The sequence below is a fragment of the Flavobacterium sp. FlaQc-49 genome, from assembly GCF_044005985.1.
Taxonomy (GTDB): domain Bacteria; phylum Bacteroidota; class Bacteroidia; order Flavobacteriales; family Flavobacteriaceae; genus Flavobacterium; species Flavobacterium cupriresistens.
In genome coordinates this window covers 62355-89293 of record NZ_JBIPCS010000014.1, presented here as the reverse complement: position 1 = coordinate 89293, position 26939 = coordinate 62355, and the positions used below count along the sequence as shown (strand labels likewise).

General features: G+C 34.8%; 23 protein-coding genes and 1 tRNA gene. 14 read left to right on the top strand and 10 right to left on the bottom strand.

The features are described from left to right. Window positions 1-90 precede the first annotated feature (90 nt). Together ACHRV3_RS20740 and ACHRV3_RS20735 are read left to right on the top strand one after the other, a co-directional pair. A complete protein-coding gene (locus tag ACHRV3_RS20740; protein WP_395436002.1) occupies window positions 91-624 on the top strand; it encodes a DUF6973 domain-containing protein in 534 nt (177 codons plus the stop codon). A 10-nt stretch (window positions 625-634) separates the two neighbouring features. Further along, window positions 635-1057: a hypothetical protein gene (locus tag ACHRV3_RS20735; RefSeq protein WP_395435989.1), complete on the top strand. Its 423-nt coding sequence runs from the start codon at window positions 635-637 to the stop codon at window positions 1055-1057. A 294-nt stretch (window positions 1058-1351) separates the two neighbouring features. On the opposite strand, the gene ACHRV3_RS20730 is transcribed toward ACHRV3_RS20735, so the two are convergent. Beyond that, window positions 1352-2554: an LETM1-related biofilm-associated protein gene (locus tag ACHRV3_RS20730; RefSeq protein ID WP_047773704.1), complete on the bottom strand. Its 1203-nt coding sequence runs from the start codon at window positions 2552-2554 to the stop codon at window positions 1352-1354. A 105-nt stretch (window positions 2555-2659) separates the two neighbouring features. Continuing rightward, window positions 2660-3187, bottom strand: coding sequence for a superoxide dismutase family protein (locus tag ACHRV3_RS20725; RefSeq protein ID WP_047773702.1), 528 nt, complete (start codon window positions 3185-3187; stop codon window positions 2660-2662). Window positions 3188-3398: 211 nt separating this feature from the next. Here ACHRV3_RS20725 and ACHRV3_RS20720 point away from each other — a divergent pair, with 211 nt between their 5' ends. The 4 genes from ACHRV3_RS20720 to ACHRV3_RS20705 all read left to right on the top strand — a co-directional run bounded on the left by ACHRV3_RS20720 (window position 3399) and on the right by ACHRV3_RS20705 (window position 5917). Beyond that, complete coding sequence (locus tag ACHRV3_RS20720; protein WP_395435988.1) at window positions 3399-3833, top strand: META domain-containing protein; 435 nt, start codon at window positions 3399-3401, stop codon at window positions 3831-3833. Between the two features lie 36 nt (window positions 3834-3869). Then, a complete protein-coding gene (locus tag ACHRV3_RS20715; protein ID WP_395435987.1) occupies window positions 3870-4394 on the top strand; it encodes a DUF4251 domain-containing protein in 525 nt (174 codons plus the stop codon). Window positions 4395-4433: 39 nt separating this feature from the next. Further along, entirely contained in the window at window positions 4434-5354 is a 921-nt protein-coding gene (locus ACHRV3_RS20710; RefSeq protein WP_082210581.1) for a transporter, read from the top strand. A 77-nt stretch (window positions 5355-5431) separates the two neighbouring features. Then, the gene (locus ACHRV3_RS20705) at window positions 5432-5917 is read left to right on the top strand and encodes a hypothetical protein (RefSeq protein WP_395435986.1); all 486 of its coding nucleotides are present in this window, start codon (window positions 5432-5434) and stop codon (window positions 5915-5917) included. Window positions 5918-6109: 192 nt separating this feature from the next. Here the strand turns inward: ACHRV3_RS20705 and ACHRV3_RS20700 are convergent, their stop codons facing one another. Then, on the bottom strand, window positions 6110-7204 hold the full coding sequence (locus ACHRV3_RS20700; protein WP_047773693.1) for a glycoside hydrolase family 18 protein: 1095 nt from the start codon (window positions 7202-7204) through the stop codon (window positions 6110-6112). Window positions 7205-7457: 253 nt separating this feature from the next. Here ACHRV3_RS20700 and ACHRV3_RS20695 point away from each other — a divergent pair, with 253 nt between their 5' ends. After that, complete coding sequence (locus ACHRV3_RS20695) at window positions 7458-9470, top strand: BCCT family transporter (RefSeq protein WP_230002697.1); 2013 nt, start codon at window positions 7458-7460, stop codon at window positions 9468-9470. Window positions 9471-10000: 530 nt separating this feature from the next. Here ACHRV3_RS20695 and ACHRV3_RS20690 read toward each other — a convergent pair. The 7 genes from ACHRV3_RS20690 to ACHRV3_RS20660 all read right to left on the bottom strand — a co-directional run bounded on the left by ACHRV3_RS20690 (window position 10001) and on the right by ACHRV3_RS20660 (window position 18322). Then, on the bottom strand, window positions 10001-11806 hold the full coding sequence (locus ACHRV3_RS20690; protein WP_047773689.1) for an acyl-CoA dehydrogenase family protein: 1806 nt from the start codon (window positions 11804-11806) through the stop codon (window positions 10001-10003). Between the two features lie 165 nt (window positions 11807-11971). After that, window positions 11972-13153 carry a thiolase family protein gene (locus ACHRV3_RS20685; RefSeq protein ID WP_395427844.1) on the bottom strand — a complete coding sequence of 394 codons (1182 nt, stop codon included), beginning with the start codon at window positions 13151-13153 and terminating at the stop codon, window positions 11972-11974. Between the two features lie 88 nt (window positions 13154-13241). Beyond that, window positions 13242-15632: a 3-hydroxyacyl-CoA dehydrogenase/enoyl-CoA hydratase family protein gene (locus tag ACHRV3_RS20680; protein WP_047773684.1), complete on the bottom strand. Its 2391-nt coding sequence runs from the start codon at window positions 15630-15632 to the stop codon at window positions 13242-13244. A 57-nt stretch (window positions 15633-15689) separates the two neighbouring features. Further along, window positions 15690-16148: a MarR family winged helix-turn-helix transcriptional regulator gene (locus ACHRV3_RS20675; protein ID WP_395435985.1), complete on the bottom strand. Its 459-nt coding sequence runs from the start codon at window positions 16146-16148 to the stop codon at window positions 15690-15692. 158 nt (window positions 16149-16306) lie between these two features. Continuing rightward, the gene (locus ACHRV3_RS20670; protein ID WP_395435984.1) at window positions 16307-16591 is read right to left on the bottom strand and encodes a hypothetical protein; all 285 of its coding nucleotides are present in this window, start codon (window positions 16589-16591) and stop codon (window positions 16307-16309) included. Then, the gene (locus tag ACHRV3_RS20665; RefSeq protein WP_395435983.1) at window positions 16592-17602 is read right to left on the bottom strand and encodes a helix-turn-helix transcriptional regulator; all 1011 of its coding nucleotides are present in this window, start codon (window positions 17600-17602) and stop codon (window positions 16592-16594) included. It lies immediately after the preceding gene. Window positions 17603-17701: 99 nt separating this feature from the next. Beyond that, window positions 17702-18322 (bottom strand): hypothetical protein, encoded by a 621-nt coding sequence (locus tag ACHRV3_RS20660; RefSeq protein WP_395435982.1) that lies wholly within the window; start codon window positions 18320-18322, stop codon window positions 17702-17704. 194 nt (window positions 18323-18516) lie between these two features. On the opposite strand from ACHRV3_RS20660, the gene ACHRV3_RS20655 reads away from it, so the two are divergent. From ACHRV3_RS20655 to ACHRV3_RS20625, 7 genes are all read left to right on the top strand, one after another. Next, a tRNA-Asp gene (locus tag ACHRV3_RS20655) sits at window positions 18517-18634 on the top strand. Window positions 18635-18876: 242 nt separating this feature from the next. Beyond that, the gene (locus ACHRV3_RS20650) at window positions 18877-21117 is read left to right on the top strand and encodes a hypothetical protein (RefSeq protein WP_395435981.1); all 2241 of its coding nucleotides are present in this window, start codon (window positions 18877-18879) and stop codon (window positions 21115-21117) included. Window positions 21118-22437: 1320 nt separating this feature from the next. After that, entirely contained in the window at window positions 22438-23454 is a 1017-nt protein-coding gene (locus tag ACHRV3_RS20645) for an RNA ligase (RefSeq protein WP_395435980.1), read from the top strand. Between the two features lies 1 nt (window position 23455). Further along, a complete protein-coding gene (locus tag ACHRV3_RS20640) occupies window positions 23456-24328 on the top strand; it encodes an AAA family ATPase (protein ID WP_395435979.1) in 873 nt (290 codons plus the stop codon). A gap of 390 nt (window positions 24329-24718) precedes the next feature. Further along, window positions 24719-25519 carry a TatD family hydrolase gene (locus ACHRV3_RS20635; RefSeq protein WP_395435978.1) on the top strand — a complete coding sequence of 267 codons (801 nt, stop codon included), beginning with the start codon at window positions 24719-24721 and terminating at the stop codon, window positions 25517-25519. A gap of 164 nt (window positions 25520-25683) precedes the next feature. Continuing rightward, window positions 25684-25833 (top strand): hypothetical protein, encoded by a 150-nt coding sequence (locus ACHRV3_RS20630; RefSeq protein ID WP_395435977.1) that lies wholly within the window; start codon window positions 25684-25686, stop codon window positions 25831-25833. Between the two features lies 1 nt (window position 25834). Beyond that, window positions 25835-26893 (top strand): DNA polymerase beta superfamily protein, encoded by a 1059-nt coding sequence (locus ACHRV3_RS20625; protein WP_395435976.1) that lies wholly within the window; start codon window positions 25835-25837, stop codon window positions 26891-26893. Window positions 26894-26939 lie beyond the last annotated feature (46 nt).

Genomic DNA, 26939 nt, shown 5'->3' with positions numbered 1-26939 from the left:
TTAGCTATTGCTACACAAATCGGAGAATATCAAAAAGGAACAAATAATATTTCAACCAATTCAACAAGATTTGCTACTACGGATGGTGTTTTGAAAAAAACAATTGATGCTGATGGCAAAAAAGTAGATGAAGCTTCTCAAATTGGTGCATTCCGACATACTTTATGGCAAGCAACTATTGCATCTAAATTTGGTTCAATGATTGCAAAGGAAGCTGGAGATGCTCACGAAGAAAACCCTGATACTGAAACTGGAAGAGGAATTTATCATGTCACAGCCTTGGCACATGTTGACGAAAAAGTTGATTTATCAAACAACATTATTGGTCGAGAAATTGGAGAAGCCAATCCTAAGCTAGGAATGAAAGATTTGGCGATGAAAGTTTTAGAAATATTTAAAGAAGAAGGCTTATTTACAGCAACAAAAACTACTCTTGGGAAAGGTGCAGAAGTATTTATAATTAATAGGAATAAATTATCAGATGAACAATATAATCAATTGAAACAACTTTTAAGTAAATTAAATAACAATGGAAGAACTGAGGAACAACAAAAAGCAAGTGATGAGTTTTGGAAAAAAGAATCTGAAAGACAAGATAAACAAATGAAATTCCTTAGGGGCTAATTTATATAATATGAAAGGTAGATTTTTAATTTTTATAGTAATCTTAATAATTTGTTTTCAATCGTGTGATATTTTACGAGATGACAAATTAGATAATTATGTTGAAAATGTATATTCGAATTGCAAAGATAAATGTGTTGTAAATTTCAATAATATTTTTGATTATGATAAATTATACCTTTTCGATGAAGGGGTATCAAATGAAGAAGTTAGTGAAACAATTGGATTTAAATACAATGGAGATAAAGACATATCTCGTCTCATCTTGTTTGTTAAAAACAAAACTATAGTATATGAACAAAATTTAGTTTTCAATGATTCGGAATCTTATAAAGTTTTTTTTGTAACAAATAAAGAATATTTCGAAAATAATGTAGAGTTTTCTTTGGAAAAAGATGAGAATATATTCATTCTTAAACCTATTCAGAAATAACATATCTTAAATAGCTGTAAATTAATCACTTTCTGAATGACTAAATAAAAAAGCCATTCCAGAATGAACATGCCTCCAAAAAGTTAGACACTATTTGGGGGCATTTTTCATAAAAAAAAGTAAAATATAATGATGAATTTAAACTTCAATGTAATAATAAACTTCTAAACGGTAATCACTCAGTTCACTCAATAAGAGAATAGAATAATTTTTAAGAATTCAATCACACAGTAAGTCTATATGATGTTAGTACAAACTTTTGAATAAAAAATCGCCTCAAAAGGGCGATTTTTTTTATTCATTCTCGTCTAAATTCTCATTAAAAGCCGAAGGCAACAAAGTTGGAATAAACTTGATTAAAATCGGTAATAACAAACTTCCGCCCGGAAGTAAAAAGATAGTTAATGATGGAATCGTTTTACAAATATCCAGCAGTTGTTTTTTTACCTTTTTCTTTTCTTTGGCATCCAGATCTCTTGTTGTAGAATACGCCAACAGAATCATTAATTCTTTGCTTTGAACGATTTCCTTAACCAATCTGTTTTTGTTTCTTACAATCAGTTTTACAACAGTATGTGTCATCTGATCGTAAAAATGCTTTACCGGATTAGAGTAATTAAAGTATGGGATTTTCTTTTTATGAGTCGTAATAAAGGTGTTGGTTGTCGTGATGCTTGTCGTTACAAAAGCATCAGCAACACCCATCATCGATCCTAAGGAGTGCAGGAAATAAGCTTCTTCGTTTTCTACGACACCATCGCTCCAAAGTGCCATTCCGGCCATGTCAATTAGGTAGTATTGCTCCAGTTTGTTATTAAAATAATCCAATTGCAGCGTTTCTAACGTGTCTACTGTAACTTTTGAAAATTTGGAATAACGGATAGAAGCTTCGAACAATTTAATCAATAAATCGTCATGCTGTGATTTAACGGTTTTGGTTTTTAAGGCTAAAGCCACAATACCCAGAACGGTTTCTTCAATTCGTTTTAAGTATTTTTCAGGAATTTCGCCATGTGCTAAATACTGTCTGAAAGCCAACACATCAATAAATAATAAGGCATTGGTTACCAGATGCGAAAAGTTTTTACTAATAATGCTGTCATTAGTCTGAACGCGCTGATCGATTATGTTTTCTAAGGCTAAAGAAGGGGTATCTTTTGGAAGTAAAATTTTAAACAAACTAAATCCTTCGGGATTCATTTCTTTATAGAATTTTAAAACTTCCGCTATAAAATTGTTTGGTTCAGAACTTCTCTTTTCTAAACAATACATATTGTATAAGGTGTTTAAAAGCGCAACTTTAGAAATTTCGGTTTTAAACCAGCCTTGTATCGCAACAGGAATTTGAGAATTAATAGAGATGATATGGCCATAAATAAAGCCCGTTTCTCTGACTTTATTATAGAACGAATCCACCGTCTCAAAAGGGATTGCTTCTGAGAACTTCTGTTCGCTAAAAAATTTATCTATCCAGCCTGATGCCGATGGGTTAATCATTAACTTTAGTTTGAGGCTACAAAGCTATATTTTTTTCTGATGTTAAGATTAATTTTAAATGAAATAACCACTAGATTTTGTTAAATCTAGTGGTTATCGTGTTTTTTACTTTATGATTCCGGAACAAGCAACTCTGGCTCCTGCATTTCCTGCTGGCTGAGAGGTGAAATCATCAACTCCCTGATGCACGATTAAGCCTTTTCCTAAGATGTTTTTGGTTTCATCTTCACAACCAATACACCATTCGTCAGTAGTCATTGTAATCGTTCCATTTCCTTTTTCATCTGCGGTGAAGTTTCCGATATCGCCTTTGTGATATTCACCAACACCCCATTTACCATGTTTCTTAAAAGTGGGGTTCCAGTGACCTCCTGCAGAACTTCCGTCGGCAGCCGTACAATCTGATTTTTCATGAATGTGTATCGCATGTACTCCCGGTTTTAAACCCGACATTTTTGCAACAAAAGTTACTTTACCCTTTTTTTCGGTGAAAGTGGCAGTTCCGGTTACCGTACTGTTACTTTTTGGTTCCAATGCGATGGTCAGTGTTTTGGCATCATTTGATTTTGTACTTGTTTTACAACCAATGATTAAGGCTGTAATTATAGCGAAAGAGACAATTATTTTTTTCATTAAAGAGGCTTTTAAGTTTAATAGTAAGTAAAATTAACACAAAAGGACTGAATTGGGGGACTATAAAAGTTAAAAAAATCTAAAATTAAGGGTTGTAATTAAAGATAAGTTTTAAAGATATACCGAAAATATTGTTTAAATTCGTGTACACTTTAAAGAAAAAATCGCGAATACTGTTTTTATAATTGGTTAACTTTTAATACTTAACGTTATGAAAAAATATATTTCTGTTTTAGTTCTTTTTGGACTTATGCTAAGTTCATGTAATGTTTTTAAATGTAAAAAAGGAGATACTGCTTCTAAATTAGAAGGAACCTGGGAACTCAATTATATATCCGGGCCCAAAATAACTTTTGAGGGTTTGTACCCCAATGGAAAACCAACAATCAATTTTGATTTAAAGGAAAAACGGGTTTCAGGAAGTAACAGCTGCAATAATTTTAACGGTAAATTGAGTATTGACGGAAACAAAATTGATTTTACGCAACCCATGGCCGTTACAAAAAAGATGTGTACGAACAATCAGGGGGAACAGACTTTTATGAGCACCCTTCCTAAAATAACTTCGTATGATATTACGGATGAAGGGAAAACACTGCACTTCATTTCGGGCGATATCGCTATGATGCGATTTACCAAAAAATAAAAAGTCTTTTTGTTTAAACATTATTAAATTCATTTTATGAAAACGAAATTATCATTTTTATTGGTGTTATTTACCTTTATAACCAGCAATGGTTTCGCTCAGGAAAAAACGAAAAAACAGTTAAAAGCAGAAAGGGAACTTCAAAAGCAAAAAGAAACCGAAGCCCTGATTAATTCTAAAAATTTTGTTTTTGACGCTGAGAGAGCCAATCCGATGGGATACAGAACGATCATTTTAGATTTCAACACCTACACGATGAAGGTTAGTGAAGAAAAAGTAACCTGTGATTTGCCTTATTTCGGACGGGGCTATAATGTGGCCTATGGCTCATCAGACGGGGGAATGAAATTTGAAGGAAAACCTGAAAATATTACAATTGAGAATAAGAAAAAAGGATACAACATCAAAATGACGGTAAAAGGGGAACGTGATGTTTATGTTCTTTTGTTTTCTGTGTTTTATGATGGAGGAGCAAATGTGTCTATTAACAGCAATAATAGAGGTGTGATTTCGTATGACGGAAAGATCAGAGCTCCCAAAACAGAAGAGAATAAAAAATAGAGTTTTAGTTTGATTATTATGCCTTGAATCTATTCGTTTATGCCAAGAAAAGTTTTTCCTATTTTGTCTAAAAGACATCGTTTTGTAGTAGTACTATCTTTAATTTCATTTTCAATTTACAGTCAGGATTTAGAACCCAGAGTTTACGCCAACGTGGCCAAAGATCTTAATGTGGTTGCCGTTGGTTATGGTTTTATGGACGGAAACGTATTAACAGATCCATCGTTGCCTGTTAAGGATTTTACCATTCAGAGTCATAATTTGGTCGGAAGTTATATCAGAACTTTTGGACTTGCGAACAAACTGGCGCGTGTACAGGTCTCCCTTCCGTATACTTTTATGGACGGATCGCTGACGGCTACCAATGGTGCTGTTTTGACTGGAACCAGATCAGGTTTAGCAGACATGAAAGTGCGATTGGGAATCAATTTATTGGGGTCTCCGGCACTCGATAAAAAAGATTTTAAGGATTTTGAGCAAAAAACCATTTTGGGAGTCAGTTTAGTAACCTCGATTCCAACCGGAAAATACTACGATGATAAAAAGATTAATATAGGAACAAATCGTTGGGCTTTTAAACCTGAAATTGGAGTTTCCAGACGGTTTTCTCATTTCTATGCAGAAGCTTACGGAGGAATTTGGTTTTATACCAATAACAATGATTTTTTGGGTAAAAAATTAGAACAAAAGCATACGTACAGCCTTCAAGGGCACGCAAGTTATTACTTTAAAAATAATATGTGGATTGGCTTTAACACCAACTGGTTTTTTGGAGGAAAAACAATCACAGACGGAGTTTCAGACGACAGTGAAATTGACAATTGGAGAGTAGGAGGGACTTTTGCTGCACCCGTTGCAAAAGGCCAGTCCGTAAAATTACAATATCATGTAGGTGCTTATACTAACAATGGTTTAAATTATTACGCCTTAACACTTTCCTATCAATATTCCTTTTTTTAAGCACTATTAAATTTTACAATATCAAAAATCAAATTTTACAATTCACAATTGACATTTCACCATTAAACATTTAAATTATGAAAAAATTAATTCTTGTTTTCGTTATGTGTGTTTCGGCCTCTTGGGGTTATTCTCAATCTTCGTTTAAAGAAGATGTTGAGGTTTTGCAAAGTATTTACGGTAAATCTAAAGCTGATTTGGTAAAGCAATACATGAATTTATCTGATGCTCAAAATGTTGCTTTTATTAAAATTTATGATAAATACGAGGAGCAGCGAAATGCGCTTGGTCAGGCGAAATTTAAATTAATAAATGATTATGCTGCAAATTACGAAACGCTTACAGATGAAAAAGCGGATGAATTAGCCAAAGGAACTTTGAAAAATCATATGAACTATGAGAAGTTGTATTGTAAAACGTACGGGCAAGCTAAAAAAGCCGTTGGAGCAATTAATGCAGCAAAATTTATTCAGTTAGAAGTCTATTTGCAAACGATTATTAAAGCCGAGATTTTGGAAGCAATTCCTTTTATTGGGGAATTAGATAAGAGCAAAATTAAATAATAATATATCGAGTGTATTTTGTTTAACGCTTAAAAGTATAGTCCGCATGGATGGTAGAAACGTTTTAAAGATTTAAGTCCAAATCTATGTCTCTATGTGTTAAGTAGTATTTATGCAGGTTAACGCTTGGCTACAAATAAAAAGAGGTGTTATTTCGAAAATAACGCCCCTTTTTTTTGCTTTACAGCTAGTTTATTTAGCAGTTTTAACTTCATAAATGGTATTAACCAATCCATCACGAGGAGTGTCTAAAGGAAGTTCCCAGAACATAACTCCACCTAATTTTTTAGCTTTTGCATATTCCGCTTTAGCTTTTATAGAAGTAACATTGTCTCCGGTTGCAAATGTTTTTTCTTTTTCGTTGTACCAATAAGCCGCTTTTGCTTTGTCATCCCAAAAGTATTTCCATCCGTTAGCTTCTGTATAAGTTGTAGCATAATTTTTGAAAGAAACTCCTTGAATATGTACTCCCGGTTGATATAGACCATTGTTTACATTTGCTACTTCTTTCCATGTTCTCGTATAAAAAGCACCACCAATCACTAGTTTTTCTGCCGGAATACCTAGTTTTAGTAGATACTCAACCGCTCGGTCTGTAGATTCCTCTTTCGGGTTAGTGCTGTATAAAGGCGTATGATGACCCGTAACGGTAGCATATCCGTTTACCAAATCGTAACTCATGATGTTTACACGATTTACCAATGGCATCACTTTTTTCCATTCTACAGATTCGTCCAGGTATTTTTGGAAGCCCCCTGCAGCAAAACTCAGGTCGTATTTTTTTCCTAAAGTACTGCGCAAAATTTTGATTAGTTCTGTAAAATTAGTTTTATCAGCAGGTTGGTATAAATGCCCCGGAAGCCCTTCTATAGCCGGATATTCCCAATCTAAATCTAAACCGTCTACTTTGAAGTAGTCGCTGAGTTCTTTTACAGATTTAGCAAAAAGGAGTCTTCCTTCAGCGGTTGAAAATGCTGCTGAACAAGGTTCGCAACCAGACCAGCCACCAAGGGATAAAAGCACTTTTAGTTGCGGATTGGAAGCTTTTAAGGAAACCAAATGTTTGATTGTGACAGAATCTTTTGGAGTGTCAACGCTTAATTTTCCTTCTTTTAAATGGCAAAAACTAAAAATAATTTGATTTAGCTTGCTTATTTCATATTCGTTGATTAATTTGTCATCGCCTGTATAATACGCGATGATGTCCATCTTTTTATTTTTTTGAGCAAAAGTAGATATCGTACAGCTACACAATAAAAAGAAAGCAATTAGATTGAGTTGTTTCATTTTTTGTTTTTTGAAGTTTTTAGAATGTTAAATATAGAACATTTAGGTTAAGTTTTATTTTCCTCCTTATTTTTTAGCTTCGTTTAAAACATTGATTTTCCACTGTTTGTTTTTTTGTGGATTACTGTTTCTTTTTAAGTAAATTTACTATAGTTAGATTTTCTTCTTGCAATCATTTGTAAATCAGTGGTTAATGTTGCTTTTTGTTTGGGCTTTTACCTAGTAATTAATCGGTTTTTAAATATTTTCAATTATGAATAAATTAAATACTTCAGTTGTGTTTAAAACAAATTTCAGCAAATCTGTTGCATTTCCAAGTTTGGCAATAATTATCGCAATTTCTCTATGCTGTGGTTTTTTCTCCACTGAAACGGAAGAGGTCTTCAATTTTATAAAAGAGTTGGTTTTTAAAAATCTGAGCTGGTTGTATGTGTTATTAGTGACCGTTTTTGTGTTGTTTCTAATAGGATTGGCTACCAGTAAATTGGGGAAAATTAAATTGGGTCATGACGATTCGGTACCGGATTATTCTTTTTTCTCCTGGGTAGCAATGCTCTTTGCGGCCGGAATGGGAATTGGATTAATGTATTTTGGAGTCAGTGAAACCATGTCGCATTACGCAACTCCTGCTAATGCTAATTTGGCCGTTGATCTTCGGGCCAAAGAAGCACAATTGTATACTTTCTTTCACTGGGGCTTTCATGCCTGGTCTATTTATGGTGTGGTAGGATTGTCGTTGGCTTATTTTACTTATAGACATAATTTGCCACTTGCGATTAGAAGTGGTTTTTATCCGATGTTAAAGGATAAAATACATGGAAGATTTGGTGATATAATTGATGTTTTTGGTTTGTGCAGTACTTTTTTCGGAATTACAACCACCTTAGGTTTTGGAGTTGTACAGTTATGTGCCGGATTGGTAAGTCTTAAAATTATTCCGGATACGGATTTTAAATATCAAGTTGCTATTGTTTTAGTGGTAATGGTAATCGCAGTTTTTTCGGCAATCTCTGGCTTAGGAAAAGGGGTGAAGAAATTAAGTGAAATGAATATTCTGCTGGCTGTACTGTTGATGTTGTTTATATTGGTATTTGGACCAACAATTTATATTTTAAGCACTTTTACAGAAGGGTTGGGGTATTACATAAGTCATTTTATATCACTTACTTTTAATACCTACGCCTATGAAAAAGGCAGTCAAGAGTGGTTTTCTAAATGGACGATTTTATACTGGGCTTGGTGGATTTCCTGGGCGCCTTACGTAGGATTGTTTATTGCGAAAATTTCTAAAGGAAGAACAATCAGAGAGTTTATTTTGGCTGTTTTGTTTATTCCTGCCTTTTTTAATTTTTTGTGGATGACCGTTTTTGGAAGCAGTGCCGTATGGATAGACGAACATGTAGCACATGGCGCTTTAAGTCAATTAGCCAATAACCCCGATACTTTATTGTTTAACTTTTTTAGTTATTTCCCTTTTACGACGCTTTTGAATGTTTTGTCTATACTAATTATCTGTGTGTTTTTTATCACTTCTGCAGATTCGGGTATCTTTATAATGAATGGTATTGCTTCAAAAGGAGCTATTAACTCGCCTAAATGGCAAAGTGTTTTTTGGGGAGTTCTATTATCGCTTTTGTCTTTAAGTTTGTTAAGAACAGGCGGATTAGCCTCATTGCAGACAATGACCCTTATATCGGCCTTGCCGTTTGGAATTATAATGATTTTGTTGTGTTATAACTTATGGAAAGCACTTGTCGCGGATAATGAATACAGTATTAAAAAATACTCCCACGGAAGTTTAAATTGGAATAACAATAATTGGAAAGAGCATCTCGAAAAAATCCTGACGTTTTCTGAAAAGAAAGATGTACACAGATTTATTGACACAACCGTGAAAAAAGCATTTATAGAATTAAAAGCAGAGTTAGCCAACAATAATGTCGATGCGAATATCAATTCATTTTCATCGCCTCAACACGCGATTGAATTGGAAATCAAATTTGATCAGTTGCGGAATTTTAAATACGGTGTAATGGCTCAGGCACTCACTATTTCTGAAACTTTAATAAACGAAAAAAACAGCCCCGACAGTGATTCAGAAATTACATTTCATCCGATTACTTATTTTGGAGATCACAGGATGGGATATGATGTTCAATATTTAAGTAAAGATGGCATCATTTCAGATGTTTTAAGGGAATACGAGCGGTTTTTAAATCTAAGTTCTGATCGGGATAATGATTTGATTATGAAACCAACTAATTAGAAAAAAATAAAACTCAAGTTAAAAAATGTACAGCAGTAAAAATGAAGCACAAATAGTATTGAGTTTAATAAGAAAAAGAGAAACCCGTTTTTATGAGCGTTTTTGCTATTGCAAATCCGTATAATCCGCGTCCAATTCTACATGATCTTTGCACACGGATTGAACAGATCCGTTATCACGAAGACGCGGATTAAAAGGGATTTAAAATTCTTTGTATTAAAATTTACACAGGTACTTAGCTATGTTTTTGCTGGGAATTTCACCAATTGGCACTAATTTTTTTGCCACTGATTAAAAAGATTTGCACAGATTATTTAATCATTTAATCTGTGGCTTTTTTTTTTGTCATAGGCTTGTGAAGTTAATGGCTTCTTGGCAAAGTACTAAACGCCCTTTATAGGAATCTTTAGCAAAGAAATAATTCATGTAAATTGGTGCAATTCGTGGCAAAAGATCAAAAAAAAATAAACCCGCACTGTTTCGGACAAGTGCGGGTTTAAACAAATTAAAAGCTAAAAACTATTTTTATATTAGAAGCAGTAATCATTCTCTGCAACTAATTTAGAAGTAATAACCTCTCTCAAAGCTACTACATTTGGATTGTTTGTATATTTTGTGAAACGTTTAAGTCCCATTAACATCATACGTTGTTCGTCACCTTCAGCAAAAGAAATGATTCCTTCTTTTCCGTTTAAGTTTACGATGTCTACTGCTTTGTACAAGTATAATTTTGCCATTGCAATTTGCTCTTGAACTTTAGCTTCACCTTCTTTTTTGGCTAATTTTTCAGTTCTTAAAATAGTACTTTCAGCCATGTAAACTTCGATTAAGATATTAGAAGCTGCCATCAATAATTGTTGGTGTGAATCTAAATCCGGACCGTATTTTTGAACAGCGCTTCCGGCAACCATTAAGAAAACTTTTTTCAGGTTGGCAATGATTAATTTTTCTTCAGCAAATAATTCAGAAAAATCAGGAGTATCAAAAGATGGGATTCCCATTAATTCTTCAGAAACTTTCATAGCCGGTCCTAATAAATCAACATGACCTTTCATAGCCTTTTTGATTAACATACCAACAGAAAGCATTCTGTTAATTTCATTTGTTCCTTCGTAGATTCTAGCGATACGGGCATCTCTCCAGGCACTTTCCATTGGAGTGTCTTCAGAGAATCCCATTCCACCAAAAATCTGAATTCCTTCGTCAGCACAAGCTTGTACGTCTTCAGAAACTGCTACTTTTAGGATTGAACATTCGATAGCATATTCTTCAACACCTTTTAATTCAGCTTCTTGGTGAGAAGTTCCTTCCGCTTCACGGGCAGCAATTCTGTCTTCGATATCTTTTGCAGCTCTGTAAGAAGCACTTTCACCTGCATAAGCGTTAGTAGCCATTTCAGCTAATTTAGCACGAATTGCTCCAAAGCTTGAAATTGCAGTATTAAACTGAATTCTTTCGTTTGAATATTTTACAGCATTTGCTGTAACTCTACGTTGTGCATCTAAACAAGCAGCAGCCAATTTAATACGACCAACATTCAAAGCATTCATTGCAATTTTGAAACCGTTTCCTCTTTCAGACAACATGTTTTCAACCGGTACTTTTGTATCGTTGAAGAAAACCTGACGTGTAGAAGAAGCACGGATTCCTAATTTATGTTCTTCTTCATTCATTGAAATTCCGTTAGCCGGATCATTTTCAACAATGAAACCTGTAATATTTTTATCATCTCCAATACGAGCAAAAACGATAAATACGCTGCAGAAACCTGCATTCGAAATCCACATTTTTTGTCCTGTGATCGAGTAGTATTTTCCGTCTTCAGATAGAACAGCTTTTGTTTTTCCTGAGTTAGCATCAGATCCTGCACCCGGCTCAGTTAAACAATAAGCTCCAAACCATTCTCCAGAGGCTAATTTAGGAACGTATTTTTTCTTTTGTTCTTCAGTTCCATAAAGGGTAATTGGCATAGTTCCAATTCCTGTATGAGCACCAAAGGCAGTTGAGAAAGAACCTGTAGCTCCTGAAATGTAGTCACAAACTAACATAGTAGAAACAAATCCCATTCCTAATCCACCGTATTCTTCCGGAACTGCAACTCCAAGAAGTCCAAGTTCACCCGCTTTACGCATAGAAGATTCAGTGTATGCATAATCTTTCTTTTCGAAACGATCTTTATGTGCCCATAATTCTTTGTCTACGAACTCTTTTACAGAATCACGCATCATTAACTGCTCTTCCGAGAAATCTTCCGGTGTGAAGACATCCTCGCATTTTGTTTCTTTAACTAAAAACTGACCACCACGGGTTACGTTTTTTTCGATAGTATCTGCCATTGCTTATGTTTTTTTGTATGTTTTTTGTTTCTGATTATTCTCAATATTGTCATTCCGACGAAGGAGGAATCTCCGCGACAATTATCCGTACCGATTATCAATCTTTATGGAGTTACTTACGAAGATTCTTCGTTCCTCAGAATGACAAACTTTGCGAATACTATCTTATAAAACCTCGTAAATCCCAGCAGAACCTTGTCCAGTTCCAACACACATCGAAACGATTCCGTATTTGTTACCTCTGCGTTTCATTTCGTCAAATAACTGAACAGAAAGTTTCGCACCGGTACAACCCAATGGGTGTCCTAATGAAATTGCTCCACCGTTTACGTTTACGATCTCCGGATTAATATTTAATTCACGAGTAACTGCTAAAGCTTGAGAAGCAAACGCTTCGTTTAATTCAATTAATTCGATATCGTTTAAAGTCAATCCAGCTTGTTTTAATGCTTTTGGAATTGCTTTTACCGGACCAATACCCATAATTCTAGGCTCAACACCTGAAGAAGCGAAGTTTACTAATCTGGCGATTGGCTCAAGATTTAATTCTTTCACCATATCCTCACTCATGATTAAAACAAAAGCAGCTCCGTCACTCATTTGAGAAGAGTTACCGGCAGTTACACTTCCGTCAGCAGCAAAAACAGGTCTTAGTCCTGATAATGCAGCAACAGATGTTCCGGCTCTTGGACCTTCGTCTTGTTTTACTACGTATGATTTAGTTTCTTTTTTACCATTTTCGTTAATGAAAGTCTGCTCAACAGTAATTGGAACGATTTGTTTGTCAAATTTTCCTTCTGCCTGTGCTTTCAAAGCTTTCATATGAGAATTGTAAGCGAACTCATCCTGATCTTCTCTTGAGATTTTATATTGGTTGGCAACCGCTTCAGCAGTTAAACCCATTCCCCAGTAATAATCTTCGTGACCTGCAGCCGCTACTTTGTAATCCGGAGTTGGTTTGTAACCTCCCATTGGAATAAAACTCATGCTTTCTGCACCACCTGCAATAATACAATCAGCCATTCCTGATTGAATTTTAGCAGTAGCCATTCCGATAGTTTCTAAACCGGATGCGCAATAACGGTTTACAGTTACACCAGGAACATCTTCTACTTTTAATCCCATTAGAGAGATCAAACGTCCAACGTTTAGTCCTTGTTCTGCTTCCGGCATGGCATTTCCTACCATAACGTCATCGATACGTTTTTTGTCAAAATCAGGCAGTTCGTCCATCATAAACTGAATGGTTTCTGCAGCTAATTCATCAGGTCTTTTAAATCTAAAAACCCCTTTTGGTGCTTTTCCTACCGCAGTACGGTAAGCTTTAACGATATATGCTGTTTTCATTTGTTTTGTTTTTTAAGAGTATAGAAAATAGAGTATAGAGAATAGACTGTTGTCTGAAATCTATATTCTTTTCTCCTTGTTCTATTTTCTAATTACGAAGTGGTTTCCCTTTAGTTAACATGTATTGAATTCTTTCCAATGTTTTTCTCTCTGTACAAAGAGATAAGAAAGCTTCACGTTCGATATCTAACAAATATTGTTCAGATACTAATGTTGCTTCAGATAAATCACCACCAGCCATAACGTAAGCCAGTTTGTTTGCGATTTTTTTATCGTGCTCAGAAATGTATTTACCGGCTTCCATTTGATCTGTTCCAACTAAGAACATTCCAAGAGCTTGTTTTCCTAATACTTTCACATCAGTTCTTCTGATCGGTTGTGTATAACCTGCTTCTGCCATTAACAAAGCATGCTTTTTGGCTTCAGCAATCTGACGGTCTTTGTTTACTACAATGATATCTTTACCGTGTTGTAAAAGTCCAGTGTCAAAAGCTTCATAACCTGAAGTTGAAACTTTAGCCATAGCGATCGTTAAGAAATATTCTTGAAGAACATTTAATTCCACATCGTTTTTACGGAATAAATCAGAAGCTCTTAAAGCCATTTCTTTAGATCCACCACCACCAGGAAGTACACCAACTCCGAATTCAACTAATCCCATGTAAGTTTCAGCAGCAGCTACGACTTTATCAGCATGTAAGCTCATTTCGCATCCACCTCCAAAAGTCATTCCGTGAGGTGCCACAATTACAGGAATTGAGGAGTAACGTACGCGCATCATCGTATCCTGGAATAATTTGATTGCCATGTTTAATTCGTCGTATTCTTGTTCAACTGCCATCATGAAAATCATACCGATATTAGCACCAACAGAGAAATTCGCTGCTTGGTTACCAATTACTAAACCTTGGTATTCTTTTTCAGATAAGTCGATTGCTTTATTGATAGCAGCAAGAACGTCACCACCAATGGTATTCATTTTAGATTGGAATTCTAAGTTCAAAATTCCATCTCCTAAATCTTGGATAATTGCACCGCTGTTACTCCAAACTTTTTTGCTTTCGCGAATGTTGTTTAGGATAATGAATGAATCTTGTCCCGGAACTTTTACTTGAGATTTTGTTGGAATGTTGTAGAAATAAGTGGCTCCTTCTTTTACAGAGTAGAAACTTTCACTTCCTGACGCTAACATTTCAGTAACCCATGCAGCAGGTGCTAAACCTTCTGCTTTCATGATTTCGATTCCGTTGGCAACACCAATGGCATCCCAAATTTCGAATGGACCATTTTCCCATCCAAAACCAGCTTTCATGGCATCGTCTATTTTGTATAATTCGTCTGAGATTTCAGGAATTCTGTTTGACACATAAGCAAACATTCCGGCGAAACTCTTACGGTAGAATTCTCCTGCTTTGTCTTTTCCTTTTACCAGAACTTTAAAACGATTGATTGGTTTATCAATAGTTTTAGTTAATTCTAAAGTAGCAAAAGAAGCTTTTTTAGCCGGACGGTATTCTAATGTATCTAAGTCTAAAGAAAGAATGTCTCGGTCTACTTTTTTGTAGAAACCTTGTCCTGTTTTACTTCCTAACCAATTATTTTCCATCATTTTGTTGATGAAATCAGGAAGTTTAAACAATTCGTGTTGTTCGTCGTTCGGACAGTTTTCGTAAATACCGTTGGCAACGTGTACCAAAGTATCTAAACCAACAACGTCAACAGTACGGAAAGTAGCTGATTTTGGACGACCAATTACCGGCCCCGTTAATTTATCAACTTCTTCGATTGTTAATCCCATTTCTTTTACTAAATGGAATAAACTTTGAATTCCGAAAATACCAATTCTATTTCCAATAAATGCCGGAGTATCTTTAGCAACAACCGAAGTTTTTCCTAAGAATTTAGATCCGTACTCATTTAAGAAATCCAATACTTCAGTTGAAGTTTTTGGGCCAGGAATGATTTCGAATAATTTTAAGTAACGCGCAGGGTTAAAAAAGTGTGTCCCACAGAAGTGTTGTTGAAAATCTTCACTTCTTCCTTCGCTCATAAAGTGAATTGGAATACCGGAAGTATTAGAAGTAACTAAAGTTCCCGGTTTGCGGAATTTTTCGATTTGTTCGAATACTAATTTCTTAATATCCAGACGCTCGACAACAACCTCAATAATCCAATCTACGTTGGCAATTTTTGCCATATCGTCTGTCGTATTTCCGGTCGTAATTCGGTTTGCGAATTTCTGACTGTAAATAGGAGAGGGTTTAGATTTTAAGGAGTTTGCTAAATGATCGTTTACCAATCGGTTACGAACTGCTTTGCTTTCAAGTGTTAATCCTTTTTTAGCTTCAGCTTCTGTCAACTCGCGCGGTACGATGTCAAGCAGTAAAACTTCAACACCAATATTAGCAAAATGGCAAGCTATTCCTGAACCCATAATTCCGGATCCGATTACAGCGACTTTTTTAATTGTGCGTTTCATACGTAGTTAATATTTTGTTTTTTTATTTGAATTTGAGTTTACTTATTTGAATTAAGATTACTCATTTTCTGGTTTTTCCGTTTGATTAAATATATTTTTATCCTGAATTAATTCATTTATGATTTCTGATACTTCGATAAAATGTTTCATTTTTTCGTCAGAAACATGTTTTCTTACCGTTTCATTAAATTTCAAAACGGTATTTTTAGATAAGTCCCTTTTTTCTTTTCCAAATTCGGTGAGATAAATTAAGACACCGCGACCGTCTGTTGGGTTTTTTTTGCGAACAATAAGACCTTTCTCTTCCATTGATTTAAGCGTCCTGGTTAAGCTGGTCGCTTCCATTCCCATTCTTGGTCCAAGAGCTGTTGAGGGAGTACCTTCTTCTTTGTCGATACTCAAAAGCGCAAACCCGGTGGCCATGGTGGCATCGTATTTAGCAGCTTCTTCGTTGTACATTCTTGATACGGCTTGCCATGTAGCTCTCAAAATATAATCTATTGTTTTGTCTTTCATATGTAACTATATCGATTTCAAATATAATCAAAAAATACTATGCATGCATATAATTTTAAGATAAATTTTTTGTTAATAAAAAAATGTCTCTGAATTAGAGTGGTTTAGGGTTGTTTTTTATTTGAAATATACTATTCTTTTTTTGAATTTTAATAAATTTAATTGGTTTGTAATTTGTTTTTGGCATTCAAAATAATAATGATTCTTTTATTTAAGGTAATTTTTATGAAATATTGAATTTGTATGGTGAAATGTTTTCTGTAAAATGTAAAATGTTTGTTTGTGAAATACAAAATGTTTCGTACAAATGAACCATGTAGAGACACACCACGAACAGACACATCACGAACAGACGCACCACGTAGAGATGCACCACGTAGAGACGCACTGCTGTGCATCTCTACAGCAATTGGAATTTGGAATTTAAAAATTTGGAATTTCATCTACTCGTATCTTTGCAACGCCTTCGCGAGTATTCTTTTCATGCGGTCTCTGAGATTTTCGGGGCTAATGATTTCAATTCCGTCACCAAAGCCCAATAGTATACGTTCCATTTCATAATTTGGTGAAAGGAATAAATGTATAATAATACTTTTGTCCTCATTCTCTCTAATAAGCCGTTGTGTTTGGTGTAAAGGTTTTGTTAGTACATAGGGCGCATTTATGGCATCTATCCAGAGCTCAATTTTTCTGGGTCTTGAACCTGTATTTACGGTAACGCCGATTACATTTTTATAAAATGATTCGGCATCAAAATCTTCTTCGATATAAGGAAGATTAAAATCATAATCTATAGAAACGATTCTGTCCAAAGCTAAATTAGTGATGGGAGCAGAGCCTTTTCGTTTTCCAATTAAAAACCATCGGTTGTTAAATTCTTTCAATAAAAAAGGATGGAAATTGAAGGTGCTTTCTTCTGTAGATTTGAATGATTTATAGGTAAGTACCAAAACCGTTTTTTTAATAATGGCCTGATAAATTTCATCGAGATAATGGAGTCCTTTTAGTCCTTCATTTTTATCCAGATAAATTACAGGTTTTGTATGTGATTTTTCGGCGTAGATTTTATCTTCCAAACGTTGCAGTATATCCGATACATCGCTAAACAAAGAAAAGTCTTTAAATTGTTTCAGCATCGAAACGGTTTCGGTGAGCACATTGATATCGGTTTCCGTAAGTGGAATATCGGTTATAGAAAAGCTATCCTCTTCATACTTATAATATTTCTTTTCGTAAACAACGATTGGTGCGTTGTATCCCAGTTTTTCACTGCGCATCATCTGAATGTCGAGCTGCACGGTTCGTTTGCTTACCGGATTTTCTTTTCCTTCATATTCATACAGAGCATCAGAACAGGCATTCATTAGATCTTCTAAAGTCCAGGTTCTATAAGAATTTTGCAGGCATTTGTCTATCGTTTTGTATCTGATGAGAGCATTTTTGTTTTGAGCCATAGTTTAATTTTTTGGGCGTGTCCCTTCGGGTCGGGCTTTCGGCTTTATCTTTTGTCTTGCTTCGCTGTCAAAAGGATATCGCCTCTATCCCTCACGCATTTACGCTAATAAAGAAATCTCTTTTTCAATATTAATTCTTGCTTTCTCCTCAAACAATCTTCTAAATTCCTCTGTCTGAAAAATAAATTCATTTTCTAAAAAATGTTCCAGTGCCTTTTTCCTTCCGGGATTGTATAGAAAATCAGGATAGATGCGATACTCTTTTCTAATCTGGTTAAAGTAGATTTGATAATCATCCCAATCTTTAGCAAGTATTTTTAAATCAAAATCAATAAGCCAATTGATATCTTCAATGTCATTTTGCTTATGGGATTGTGTTGCACAAATAGCATCAAAAATTAAATTTTTATTCAATAGAGATGCACTGCTGTGCGTCTCTAATTTCAATGCATATTCGGCACTTTTTAGTTCATTATCCTTTCGTGTGGCTTTATAAATGTAGTCGTGGTAGAAAATGCTAAACAAAACTTCATCCGGATTTTTGAGACGATTTTGATATTCATCAAACAATTCAATCATTTCTTTCAAATGATTTAAATTATGATAATGCCTTGATTTACCGGAATACGCTTTTTCTAAATCAAGCCATAAAGCCTCAATTTCATTAGCGCTAAAGCCAATTCGGCTAAACAAATCGGTATACTTTTCTTGTAAATTCATATAAGAGATTTAATCAAAAATACAATTTTTATTTCACTACGCAGAATAATTGCGTAGTGGTTTTGAAATCTTTGTTCAAGAAATAAAACAAGTTCATAGAAATAGAAATTGAGTTGATCAGGTCAAGTGTAAGTTACTTCGAAAACTTTCCAAATTTACTTGTACAATTATCTTTTAAACTCAAACATACAATTGGGGCAGTAGCTCAGCGGTTAGAGCAATGTTAGTTTTGGAATTACCTGTAAAAGGCCAATTAAAACTTACTTCCGCCTGTCACGCCATCGGTCGTGGGTTCGAACCCCACCTGCTCCACAATTAATGGTCAAATAAAACTTACTTCAGAACACGGCTAATTTCGGTTCGAATCCGAACAAGTTTTAGAATTATCATTAATAAAACAGAGGGTCAAGATTAACTTACTTCTTCGCGGTAACCCGCTCCCATTAGTTCAGTTAATCCATTACCTTCAAATTTAAGGTCAAGTGTTTCTTACTTCAAAATCTTTAGGGTAGAATCAGAAACACCATTATCTAAATTTTTAAAATTTAAAAAAAATGAAAACAAAAGAAGTAGTAAAAATCAGTTTACGTCAAAATGCTATCTTTATTCCAAGTGAATACATAGCCAATGATATCAAAAAATTATCGGCAACAACATCGGTTTTAGCAGCCAATGTTTCCAAACTCGGATTTACCTTTTCGGAATCCTTATTGCATGCTTTAAACAATGTAAGCCCGAATTACAAAGTGGATGTTTTAGAGGTATTAAAAGAGGTTTTAGGAACAGGGAAAAATTGGACACCTTTGGTTAAAGAATGGAATATTCCAACAGGAGAATCTGTTTTTGATCATGTAGCCACTTTTTTTGCTAATGTTTTTAATAGAACCAATGGTACGAATTTGCCATGTGGACATATCATTCCCGATCATACTTTTCCTCTAGAAAGATATAACGGTTGCCCGTTTTGTGGTACTCCATTCGAATTTGGTAAAATCGAAAAGTTCGGTCAGGGAAGTAAATTAAAAGTGCTTGAATTGTGGGATGAAACAGCCTTGGAAGACTTTTATAAATCGTTATTGCAATCTAAAACCGCTTTAGACGCAACGCAGGTCGAAAGCTTAAAAACAGCTATGAAATACTTGCCTTTGCCAAAGGTAGAGATTGCAATTAAAGAAACTTTGATGTTGCTGATCGATGTTTTAATTGAAAACGGTCAAGCTGAAAAGGCGGTTCAGTATTTTAAAACTCCAACCGATATCTTGCGATATTTATGGTTTAAAAACACCGGTTTATTGCAAATTATCGAGCCAAAAACAATTGTGCAAAGAGCGTCTAAAAACGGACAACATTTCAATTTTGTCGCAGATCAAAGCGCAAAGTCTAAAGTTTTGGCTAAAAAAGATTTAAAACTTAAATATTCAAGAAAAGAATGTTTGATGGTCGCTTCCTGGTTAAACCATTTAGATATGGATGTTCAGACAATGTGTGAAATCATGCATCCAAAAAGAGGAATGTGGGTGCGTTTTATAAGAGCGTTGCGTTTGACTGAATACAGTAAAAGAAAAGGTTTTGAAAAATTAGCCGATTTATTAGATGTATTTTACAACCAAACCTATGAAGTTTGGCAAAGTAAAGTTACTACAGCCCGATTAAAATTTGACGCAGCTAAAACATTTGACTTATTGAAACAACGTCCGGGTTTGTTTGCACGTTCGTTATTTTCAAATATGCTTTGGTTTGGTGCAGACGAAACGATTGCACATTTTTCTGAAATTATCGATAAAGTTCCGGCAAGATTGATTTTCACATTGAATATGTATGCACAAAATTATTTTGATAAAAACATGCAGAGAAGTGTGAAGCCTTTGGGGGGGATAAACAAACGGGTAAATCCAAATGCGTTGTTAAGATTGTATGACGAATTGCAATTAGAAGAGATGAAAAATCAGATTGAGGATTTGTGTATTTTGGCTATGAAAAAAAGATTCGCAGCGATTAAAAATACCAATAAAACGATCTATATCGATTCACAATTGTACAACATGCCGGTTTCGATTGGCGATAGAAGCGATTCTGTTCAGGATTTATCGGTAGCTTTAATGGGAACCCGTTTTCCGATTGAAGGCAACGAAGTGCGATTATTTATGCAGTGGGGGGTAGATTTGCCGGCACAACATCTGGATATGGATTTAAGCTGTCATATCGCTTACGAGAAAAGTGCCGATATCTGTTCGTTTAGAAGATTGACAACAACAGGCTGTCAGCATAGTGGTGATATCATAAGCATTCCGAATAAAATTGGAACGGCCGAATACATCAACATCAATATAGACGAATTGGCAAAAGCCAACGCAAAATTTGTAACCTTTACTTGCAATGCGTACAGCAACGGAAGTATTTCGCCAAATCTTGTTGTAGGCTGGATGAACAGCAAATATCCGATGAAAATTTCAGAAACAACCGGAGTTGCTTACGATCCGTCTTGCGTAGATCATCAGGTTCGTGTGACACAAAGTGCTGCGAAAGGTTTGGTTTTTGGAGTCTTGGATGTAGCCAAAAGAGAAATCGTTTGGTTAGAGATGACTTTCGGAGGTCAGGTGGTACAAGGTTTGGACTTTAAAGGAGTTCAGGCATTGTTAGCAAAGTTGAACAGTAAATTAAATATCGGTAGTCTGTTACAATTAAAAGCGGAAGCTCAAAATTTGACAATCATCGACGATGAAAATGCTGATGAGGTATACAACGCACAATGGGCTATGAACGCTGCTGCGGTTACACAATTATTAATAGATTAGGATGGAAACCACGAATTCTTAAGAGTTCGTGGTTTTTGCTATTATAAATAGGACGTTCCCAAGGGATTGAATTTTGATGCACGTTATTTTTTCAACGTATTGAAATCCGTTGCTATAATTTTTTTCATTCCTATGGAATTGAATTTTGATGCGTGTTATTTTTTCAACGTATTGAAATCCGTTGCTAGAATATTTGTCGTTCCTATGGAACTGAATTTTGATACACGTCATTTTTCAACGGATTGAAATCCGTTGCTATAATATTTTTCATTCCTATGGAATTGAATTTTGATGCGCGTTATTTTTTCAACCGATTGAAATCTGTTGGTAGAATATTTGTCGTTCCTATGGAATTGAATTTTGATGTGTGTTATTTTTTCAACGTATTGAAATCCGTTGCTATAATATTTGTCGTTCCTATGGAACTGAATTTTGATGCACATTATTTTTCAACGGATTGAAATCCGTTGCTATAATATTTTTCATTCCTATGGAATTGAATTTTGATACACGTCATTTTTCAACGGATTGAAATCCGTTGCTATAATATTTTTCATTCCTATGGAATTGAATTTTGATACGCGTTATTTTTTCAACGTATTGAAATCCATTGCTATAATATTTTTCATTCCTATGGAATTGAATTTTGATGCGCGTTATTTTTTCAACGGATTGAAATCTGTTGGTAGAATATTTGTCGTTGCTATGGAATTGAATTTTGATGCACGTCATTTTTCAACGTATTGAAATCTGTTGCTAGAATATTTGTCGTTCCTGTGGAATTGAATTTTGATACACGTCATTTTTCAACGGATTGAAATCCGTTGCTATAATATTTTTCATTCCTATGGAATTGAATTTTGATACGCGTTATTTTTTCAACGGATTGAAATCTGTTGCTATGATATTTTTCATTCCTATGGAATTGAATTTTGTTACGTGTTATTTTTTCAACGGATTGAAATCCGTTGCTAGAATATTTATTGTTTCTATCGAACTTTTTTTGTTTTTTACTTCGTAACTATAGCAAATTAAAATTCATGTTATCCCATATTTCTTTTTTGAAGATTATTAAATATAAAAAAATGCCATTTATAATCTGGTAAAATTTAAGGAATATTATTTATTATAATAGTCAAAGCAAGTTCCATCGGAACGATTTCATTTTTAGCAACGGATTTTAATCCGTTGAAAAATAACGTGCATCAAAATTAAGTTCCGTAGGAACGGTACATATTATGTTTAGCAGTTAGAATAATTTAAACTGCGCAAAATAATTGCGTACTTAATTTTGAATCTTTGTTTGAAAGATTAGAACACATGAATACAACACTTTTACAAGAAATGATTTCCAAAAACTATGTCAAGGTAAACAAACACCCTAAGCATAATTTATATATCTACAATTATACTCAAAATGCACAATTTGAGAGAATATGGAATGAAATTACATTAAGTTGCAGAGGGCTGATTTTAGATGAAGATTTTAATATCGTGGCGAGACCTTTTGCTAAGTTTTTTAATTTAGGTGAATGTGAAAATCAAATACTTCCTAAATCTTCTTTTGAAGTCTATGATAAAATGGATGGTTCAATGGGAATTTTATATTGGATCGAAGAGGTCCCGTTTATGGCAAGCCGGGGTTCATTTGCCAGTGACCAATCTGATAAAGCAAATGAAATGCTACATGGGAAATATAAAGATTCCTGGTCGCTTTTAGATAAAAATAAAACCTATTTGTTTGAGATTATTTATCCCCAGAATCGTATTGTTTTAGATTATGGAACTTCGGAAGAGTTGGTTTTACTGGCGGTTATTGATACACAATCCGGAGAAGAATTTCCGCTTGAAGACATTGGTTTTCCAATAGTTGAAAAGTACGACGGAATTACCGATATCCATATATTGTCTGCAATGAATAAAGAAAATAAAGAAGGGTTTGTGATTAAATATTCCAATAACTTCAGAGTGAAAATTAAGTTCGAAGAATACCTTCGTTTGCATCGAATTATCACTCAGGTTTCTAATCTGAATATTTGGGAATATCTGAGAACCAATGAATCGATGGAAGAAGTTTTAGAACGTGTACCCGATGAATTTTTCGACTGGGTGAAACAAACCAAAACCGATTTAGAAAATAAGTATGTCGTAATCGAAAAGCAATGCCAAAAAGATTTTAAAGTTCTGGAATCGGTAAAAGAAACAGCGCTCTATTTTTTGACTTGTAAACATCCAAGTATACTATTTTCGATGCTTAAAAATAGAGATTATTCGCCCATAATCTGGAAAATGATTCGCCCAACATTTGAAAAACCGTTTAATAAAGGAGAAGAATAAAATGAGAAAAGTAATTTTAATGAAAGGATTGCCTGGAAGCGGTAAATCGACTTTGGCAAAAAAGATAATTTCAGAAAATCCTGAAACATACAAACGTATTAATAGAGATGATTTGCGTGCTATGTTTGATAACGGATTTACAAGTCAGAAAAACGAGAAGTTTGTCAAAAAAATTCGTGATATCTTAATCACAAAATCTCTTGAAGAGGGAAAAAGTCTTGTGATTGATGATACTAATTTGTCTGAAACAAATCTTAGACGTGTTTCACAATTGGTAGAAGAATACAACGCAAAATTTAATGAAAAAGTGGTGGTTGAAGTAATAGAAGTAAACACTGATGTTGAAGTTTGTATAGAAAGAGATGCCTTGAGAGCAAAACCGGTTGGAGAAAAAGTAATCCGAAAAATGCACCGTCAGTTTTTCAAAGATTCTCCTGAATACTGTGTTCAAAATTCGGAGCTGCCAAAAGCTATTATCTGCGACCTCGACGGAACTCTAGCCTTAATGAATGGAAGAAACCCCTTTGACGCCAGCAAATGTGATGAAGATGAATTGAATAATCCGGTAGCCAATGTATTGAGAAACTACAAGAAATTGGGTTATAAAATACTCTTAGTTTCAGGAAGAGAAGACCAATACAGAGAACCGACTTTACGTTTCCTGGCAAAACACGAAATCGGTTACGATGCTCTAATCATGCGAAAAACAAAAGACTATAGAAAAGATTCAATCATTAAAACTGAGATTTACAATGAATTTATCAAGGATAATTATTTTGTTGAATTTGTATTAGACGACAGAAATCAAGTAGTAGATACCTGGAGAAATGATTTGAAGTTGCCGTGTTTTCAGGTCTATTACGGGGATTTTTAGGGGAAAGGGCTTCGACTTCGCTCAGCCTGACAAATGGAGGGAGAAAAGTGCTGAGGTTCTGAGGAACAAAACTTTGCGCTTTTGCGGCTTTGCGAGAAATTTTTGGGAAAGGTTCAAAGGTACAGAGGAACAAAGGTGTTGAGTTACTGAGGTTCTGAGAAAATTTCTTATTTGCACGATTGTCACCCTGAGCGAAGTCGAAGGCTGGTTAAGATAAAAGGGGCTTCGACTTCGCTCAGCCTGACAGATGGGGGGAGAGAAAGGTGCTGAGGGTCTGAGTTACGAGGTTCTGAGAGATAAAAACTTTGCGTCTTTACTTAGAAAAAAATAAAAAAATACATGTTAGCAGGCACTTCGCTTCTAACATTAAACATTTCACAAGAAAAAAATATGAAAACATATATAGACATAGGTATCAACCTAACCAATAAACAATTCCAAAACGATATAGACGATATCGTACAAGACGCAATAGATGCCGATGTAACAAAAATGATCCTTACGGGAACAAGCATAAGAAACAGCGAAGAATCATCAAAGATTGCCAAACAATATTCGGGGGTTTTATACTCTACTGCGGGAATACATCCGCATGATGCGAAGAGTTTTGACCATCAGAGTATTTCGAAACTTAAGAATTTATTACAGCAGAAACACGTTGTTTCAGTAGGAGAGTGTGGACTTGATTTCGATCGTGATTTTTCGCCCAGAAACGTACAAGAAGACTGTTATAAAGCCCATTTAGAATTAGCAGTCGAGATTCAGAAGCCTTTGTTTCTGCACGAAAGTGCTGCTTTCACACGGTTTATGAGCATTACGAGCGAGTATTTGCCAAAACTGCCCAAAGCCGTTGTGCATTGTTTTACAGGAACTTTGCAGGAAGCCAGGACGTATCTCGACAACGGATTTTACCTTGGTTTTACCGGAGCAATATCAGACAGCAAACGTTTTGAACATTTAAAAGAAGTCATTCAATACGTGCCACTCGACAAAATAATGATCGAAACCGATGCGCCCTTTATGCTCCCGAAAAATGTTCCAAACAGTCTCTTAAAAAAGTACCACGAACGCCGTTGTGAACCTGCATTTCTGCCTTATGTGGCAGGAACGATTGCACAGTTTAAAGGTATTCCTTTAGATAAAATAGCGGAAGAAACGACAAAGAATGCGAAGAGCTTTTTTGGAATTTAGATGCAGAGAGGTAAAGTTGCAAAGTTTCTTAGAAAAAAAACTTTGCGCTTTTGCGACTTTGCGAGAAATAATTTCAACAGCAAAACGAATGCAAATTTCAGCAATAATCTGTTTAGTTTATCGCAGGAGAATAATTCTTACCTTCGGTCTTTAACTTCATAAAAATGAACTGCAACATATCATTTAAAGAAAGAGCAAAAATTGGTATGGAAATACTAGCAAAGCAAAAACCTGTTACGTTAGAGCAAGCCAGAGCACAAGCAAAATGGCTTAGCGAAAGTAGCACATCAAAAGAAAAAAAGAAAAGAATTTAAAATGACCATACAAGACCTAAAATCCCAAAACCTGATTCTTTTTGAAGTTATTTCAGGAAGTAAATCTTTTGGGTTAAATACGCCCGCTTCTGATACCGACATAAAAGGTGTTTATTATCTGCCGAAAGAGAAATTCTTTGGTTTAGAGTATATTCCGCAAATAGCAAACGAAACCAACGATGAGGTCTATTACGAAATCGGTCGTTTTGTGGAATTGCTTCTAAAGAATAACCCCAATATCCTGGAGATTCTTGCCACTCCCGAAGATTGTATACTGTACAAACACCCGTTGATGGATTGTTTAAAGATAGAAGACTTTTTGTCTAAACTCTGCAAAGATTCTTTTGCTGGTTATGCCGTATCGCAGATTAAAAAAGCGAGAGGTTTAAACAAGAAAATCGTCAATCCAATGCCGAAGGAAAAGAAAAGCCTTTTAGATTTTTGTTATATTCTAAAAGGCTACGAAACAATTTCTTTGACAGCCTATCTGACAGAAAATAACCTAAATCAGGAACAATGCGGATTGGTGAATCTACCGAATTCCAAAGGAATGTTTGCGTTATTTTACGATGCCGACAGCACATTGGGGTACAAAGGAATTATACAAAAAGAAACCTCAAATGATGTTTCGCTTTCGTCTGTTCCTAAAGGTCAAAATAGTATTGCTTATTTATCCTGCAACCAAGACGGTTATTCGAAATACTGTAAAGAATATACCGATTATTGGAGCTGGATCGAGAAACGAAACGAAGACCGTTACAACACCAATCAGCAACACGGTAAAAATTACGACAGCAAAAACATGATGCACACCATCCGACTTTTGCAAACCGCTGAACAAATTGGTTCTACCGGAAAACTGAATATAAAAGTTAACAATCGAGAGGAATTATTAGACATAAAAGCCGGAAACAGAGCATACGATGACTTACTGCAAATGGCTGATGATTTGATTGTTTCTATTGAAAGTTATTATAAAACTTCGGCTATTCAAGAAGCTCCGGATGAAGAGAAGATTATAAAGACTTTGATTAGGATTCGGGAGGAATTGTATCGATAACAAAAAAGCGTTTTAGTTTTAAAACGTTTTTTTTATGTTTTAAAAT

Excerpts from the sequence above, each read along its gene's own strand:
- ACHRV3_RS20735 (WP_395435989.1), top strand. The coding sequence starts at position 635 with ATGAAAGGTAGATTTTTAATTTTTATAGTAATCTTAATAATTTGTTTT.
- ACHRV3_RS20730 (WP_047773704.1), bottom strand. The coding sequence starts at position 2,554 with ATGATTAACCCATCGGCATCAGGCTGGATAGATAAATTTTTTAGCGAA.
- ACHRV3_RS20725 (WP_047773702.1), bottom strand. The coding sequence starts at position 3,187 with ATGAAAAAAATAATTGTCTCTTTCGCTATAATTACAGCCTTAATCATT.
- ACHRV3_RS20720 (WP_395435988.1), top strand. The coding sequence starts at position 3,399 with ATGAAAAAATATATTTCTGTTTTAGTTCTTTTTGGACTTATGCTAAGT.
- ACHRV3_RS20715 (WP_395435987.1), top strand. The coding sequence starts at position 3,870 with ATGAAAACGAAATTATCATTTTTATTGGTGTTATTTACCTTTATAACC.
- ACHRV3_RS20710 (WP_082210581.1), top strand. The coding sequence starts at position 4,434 with ATGCCAAGAAAAGTTTTTCCTATTTTGTCTAAAAGACATCGTTTTGTA.
- ACHRV3_RS20705 (WP_395435986.1), top strand. The coding sequence starts at position 5,432 with ATGAAAAAATTAATTCTTGTTTTCGTTATGTGTGTTTCGGCCTCTTGG.
- ACHRV3_RS20700 (WP_047773693.1), bottom strand. The coding sequence starts at position 7,204 with ATGAAACAACTCAATCTAATTGCTTTCTTTTTATTGTGTAGCTGTACG.
- ACHRV3_RS20695 (WP_230002697.1), top strand. The coding sequence starts at position 7,458 with ATGAATAAATTAAATACTTCAGTTGTGTTTAAAACAAATTTCAGCAAA.
- ACHRV3_RS20690 (WP_047773689.1), bottom strand. The coding sequence starts at position 11,806 with ATGGCAGATACTATCGAAAAAAACGTAACCCGTGGTGGTCAGTTTTTA.
- ACHRV3_RS20685 (WP_395427844.1), bottom strand. The coding sequence starts at position 13,153 with ATGAAAACAGCATATATCGTTAAAGCTTACCGTACTGCGGTAGGAAAA.
- ACHRV3_RS20680 (WP_047773684.1), bottom strand. The coding sequence starts at position 15,632 with ATGAAACGCACAATTAAAAAAGTCGCTGTAATCGGATCCGGAATTATG.
- ACHRV3_RS20675 (WP_395435985.1), bottom strand. The coding sequence starts at position 16,148 with ATGAAAGACAAAACAATAGATTATATTTTGAGAGCTACATGGCAAGCC.
- ACHRV3_RS20670 (WP_395435984.1), bottom strand. The coding sequence starts at position 16,591 with ATGAAATTCCAAATTTTTAAATTCCAAATTCCAATTGCTGTAGAGATG.
- ACHRV3_RS20665 (WP_395435983.1), bottom strand. The coding sequence starts at position 17,602 with ATGGCTCAAAACAAAAATGCTCTCATCAGATACAAAACGATAGACAAA.
- ACHRV3_RS20660 (WP_395435982.1), bottom strand. The coding sequence starts at position 18,322 with ATGAATTTACAAGAAAAGTATACCGATTTGTTTAGCCGAATTGGCTTT.
- ACHRV3_RS20650 (WP_395435981.1), top strand. The coding sequence starts at position 18,877 with ATGAAAACAAAAGAAGTAGTAAAAATCAGTTTACGTCAAAATGCTATC.
- ACHRV3_RS20645 (WP_395435980.1), top strand. The coding sequence starts at position 22,438 with ATGAATACAACACTTTTACAAGAAATGATTTCCAAAAACTATGTCAAG.
- ACHRV3_RS20640 (WP_395435979.1), top strand. The coding sequence starts at position 23,456 with ATGAGAAAAGTAATTTTAATGAAAGGATTGCCTGGAAGCGGTAAATCG.
- ACHRV3_RS20635 (WP_395435978.1), top strand. The coding sequence starts at position 24,719 with ATGAAAACATATATAGACATAGGTATCAACCTAACCAATAAACAATTC.
- ACHRV3_RS20630 (WP_395435977.1), top strand. The coding sequence starts at position 25,684 with ATGAACTGCAACATATCATTTAAAGAAAGAGCAAAAATTGGTATGGAA.
- ACHRV3_RS20625 (WP_395435976.1), top strand. The coding sequence starts at position 25,835 with ATGACCATACAAGACCTAAAATCCCAAAACCTGATTCTTTTTGAAGTT.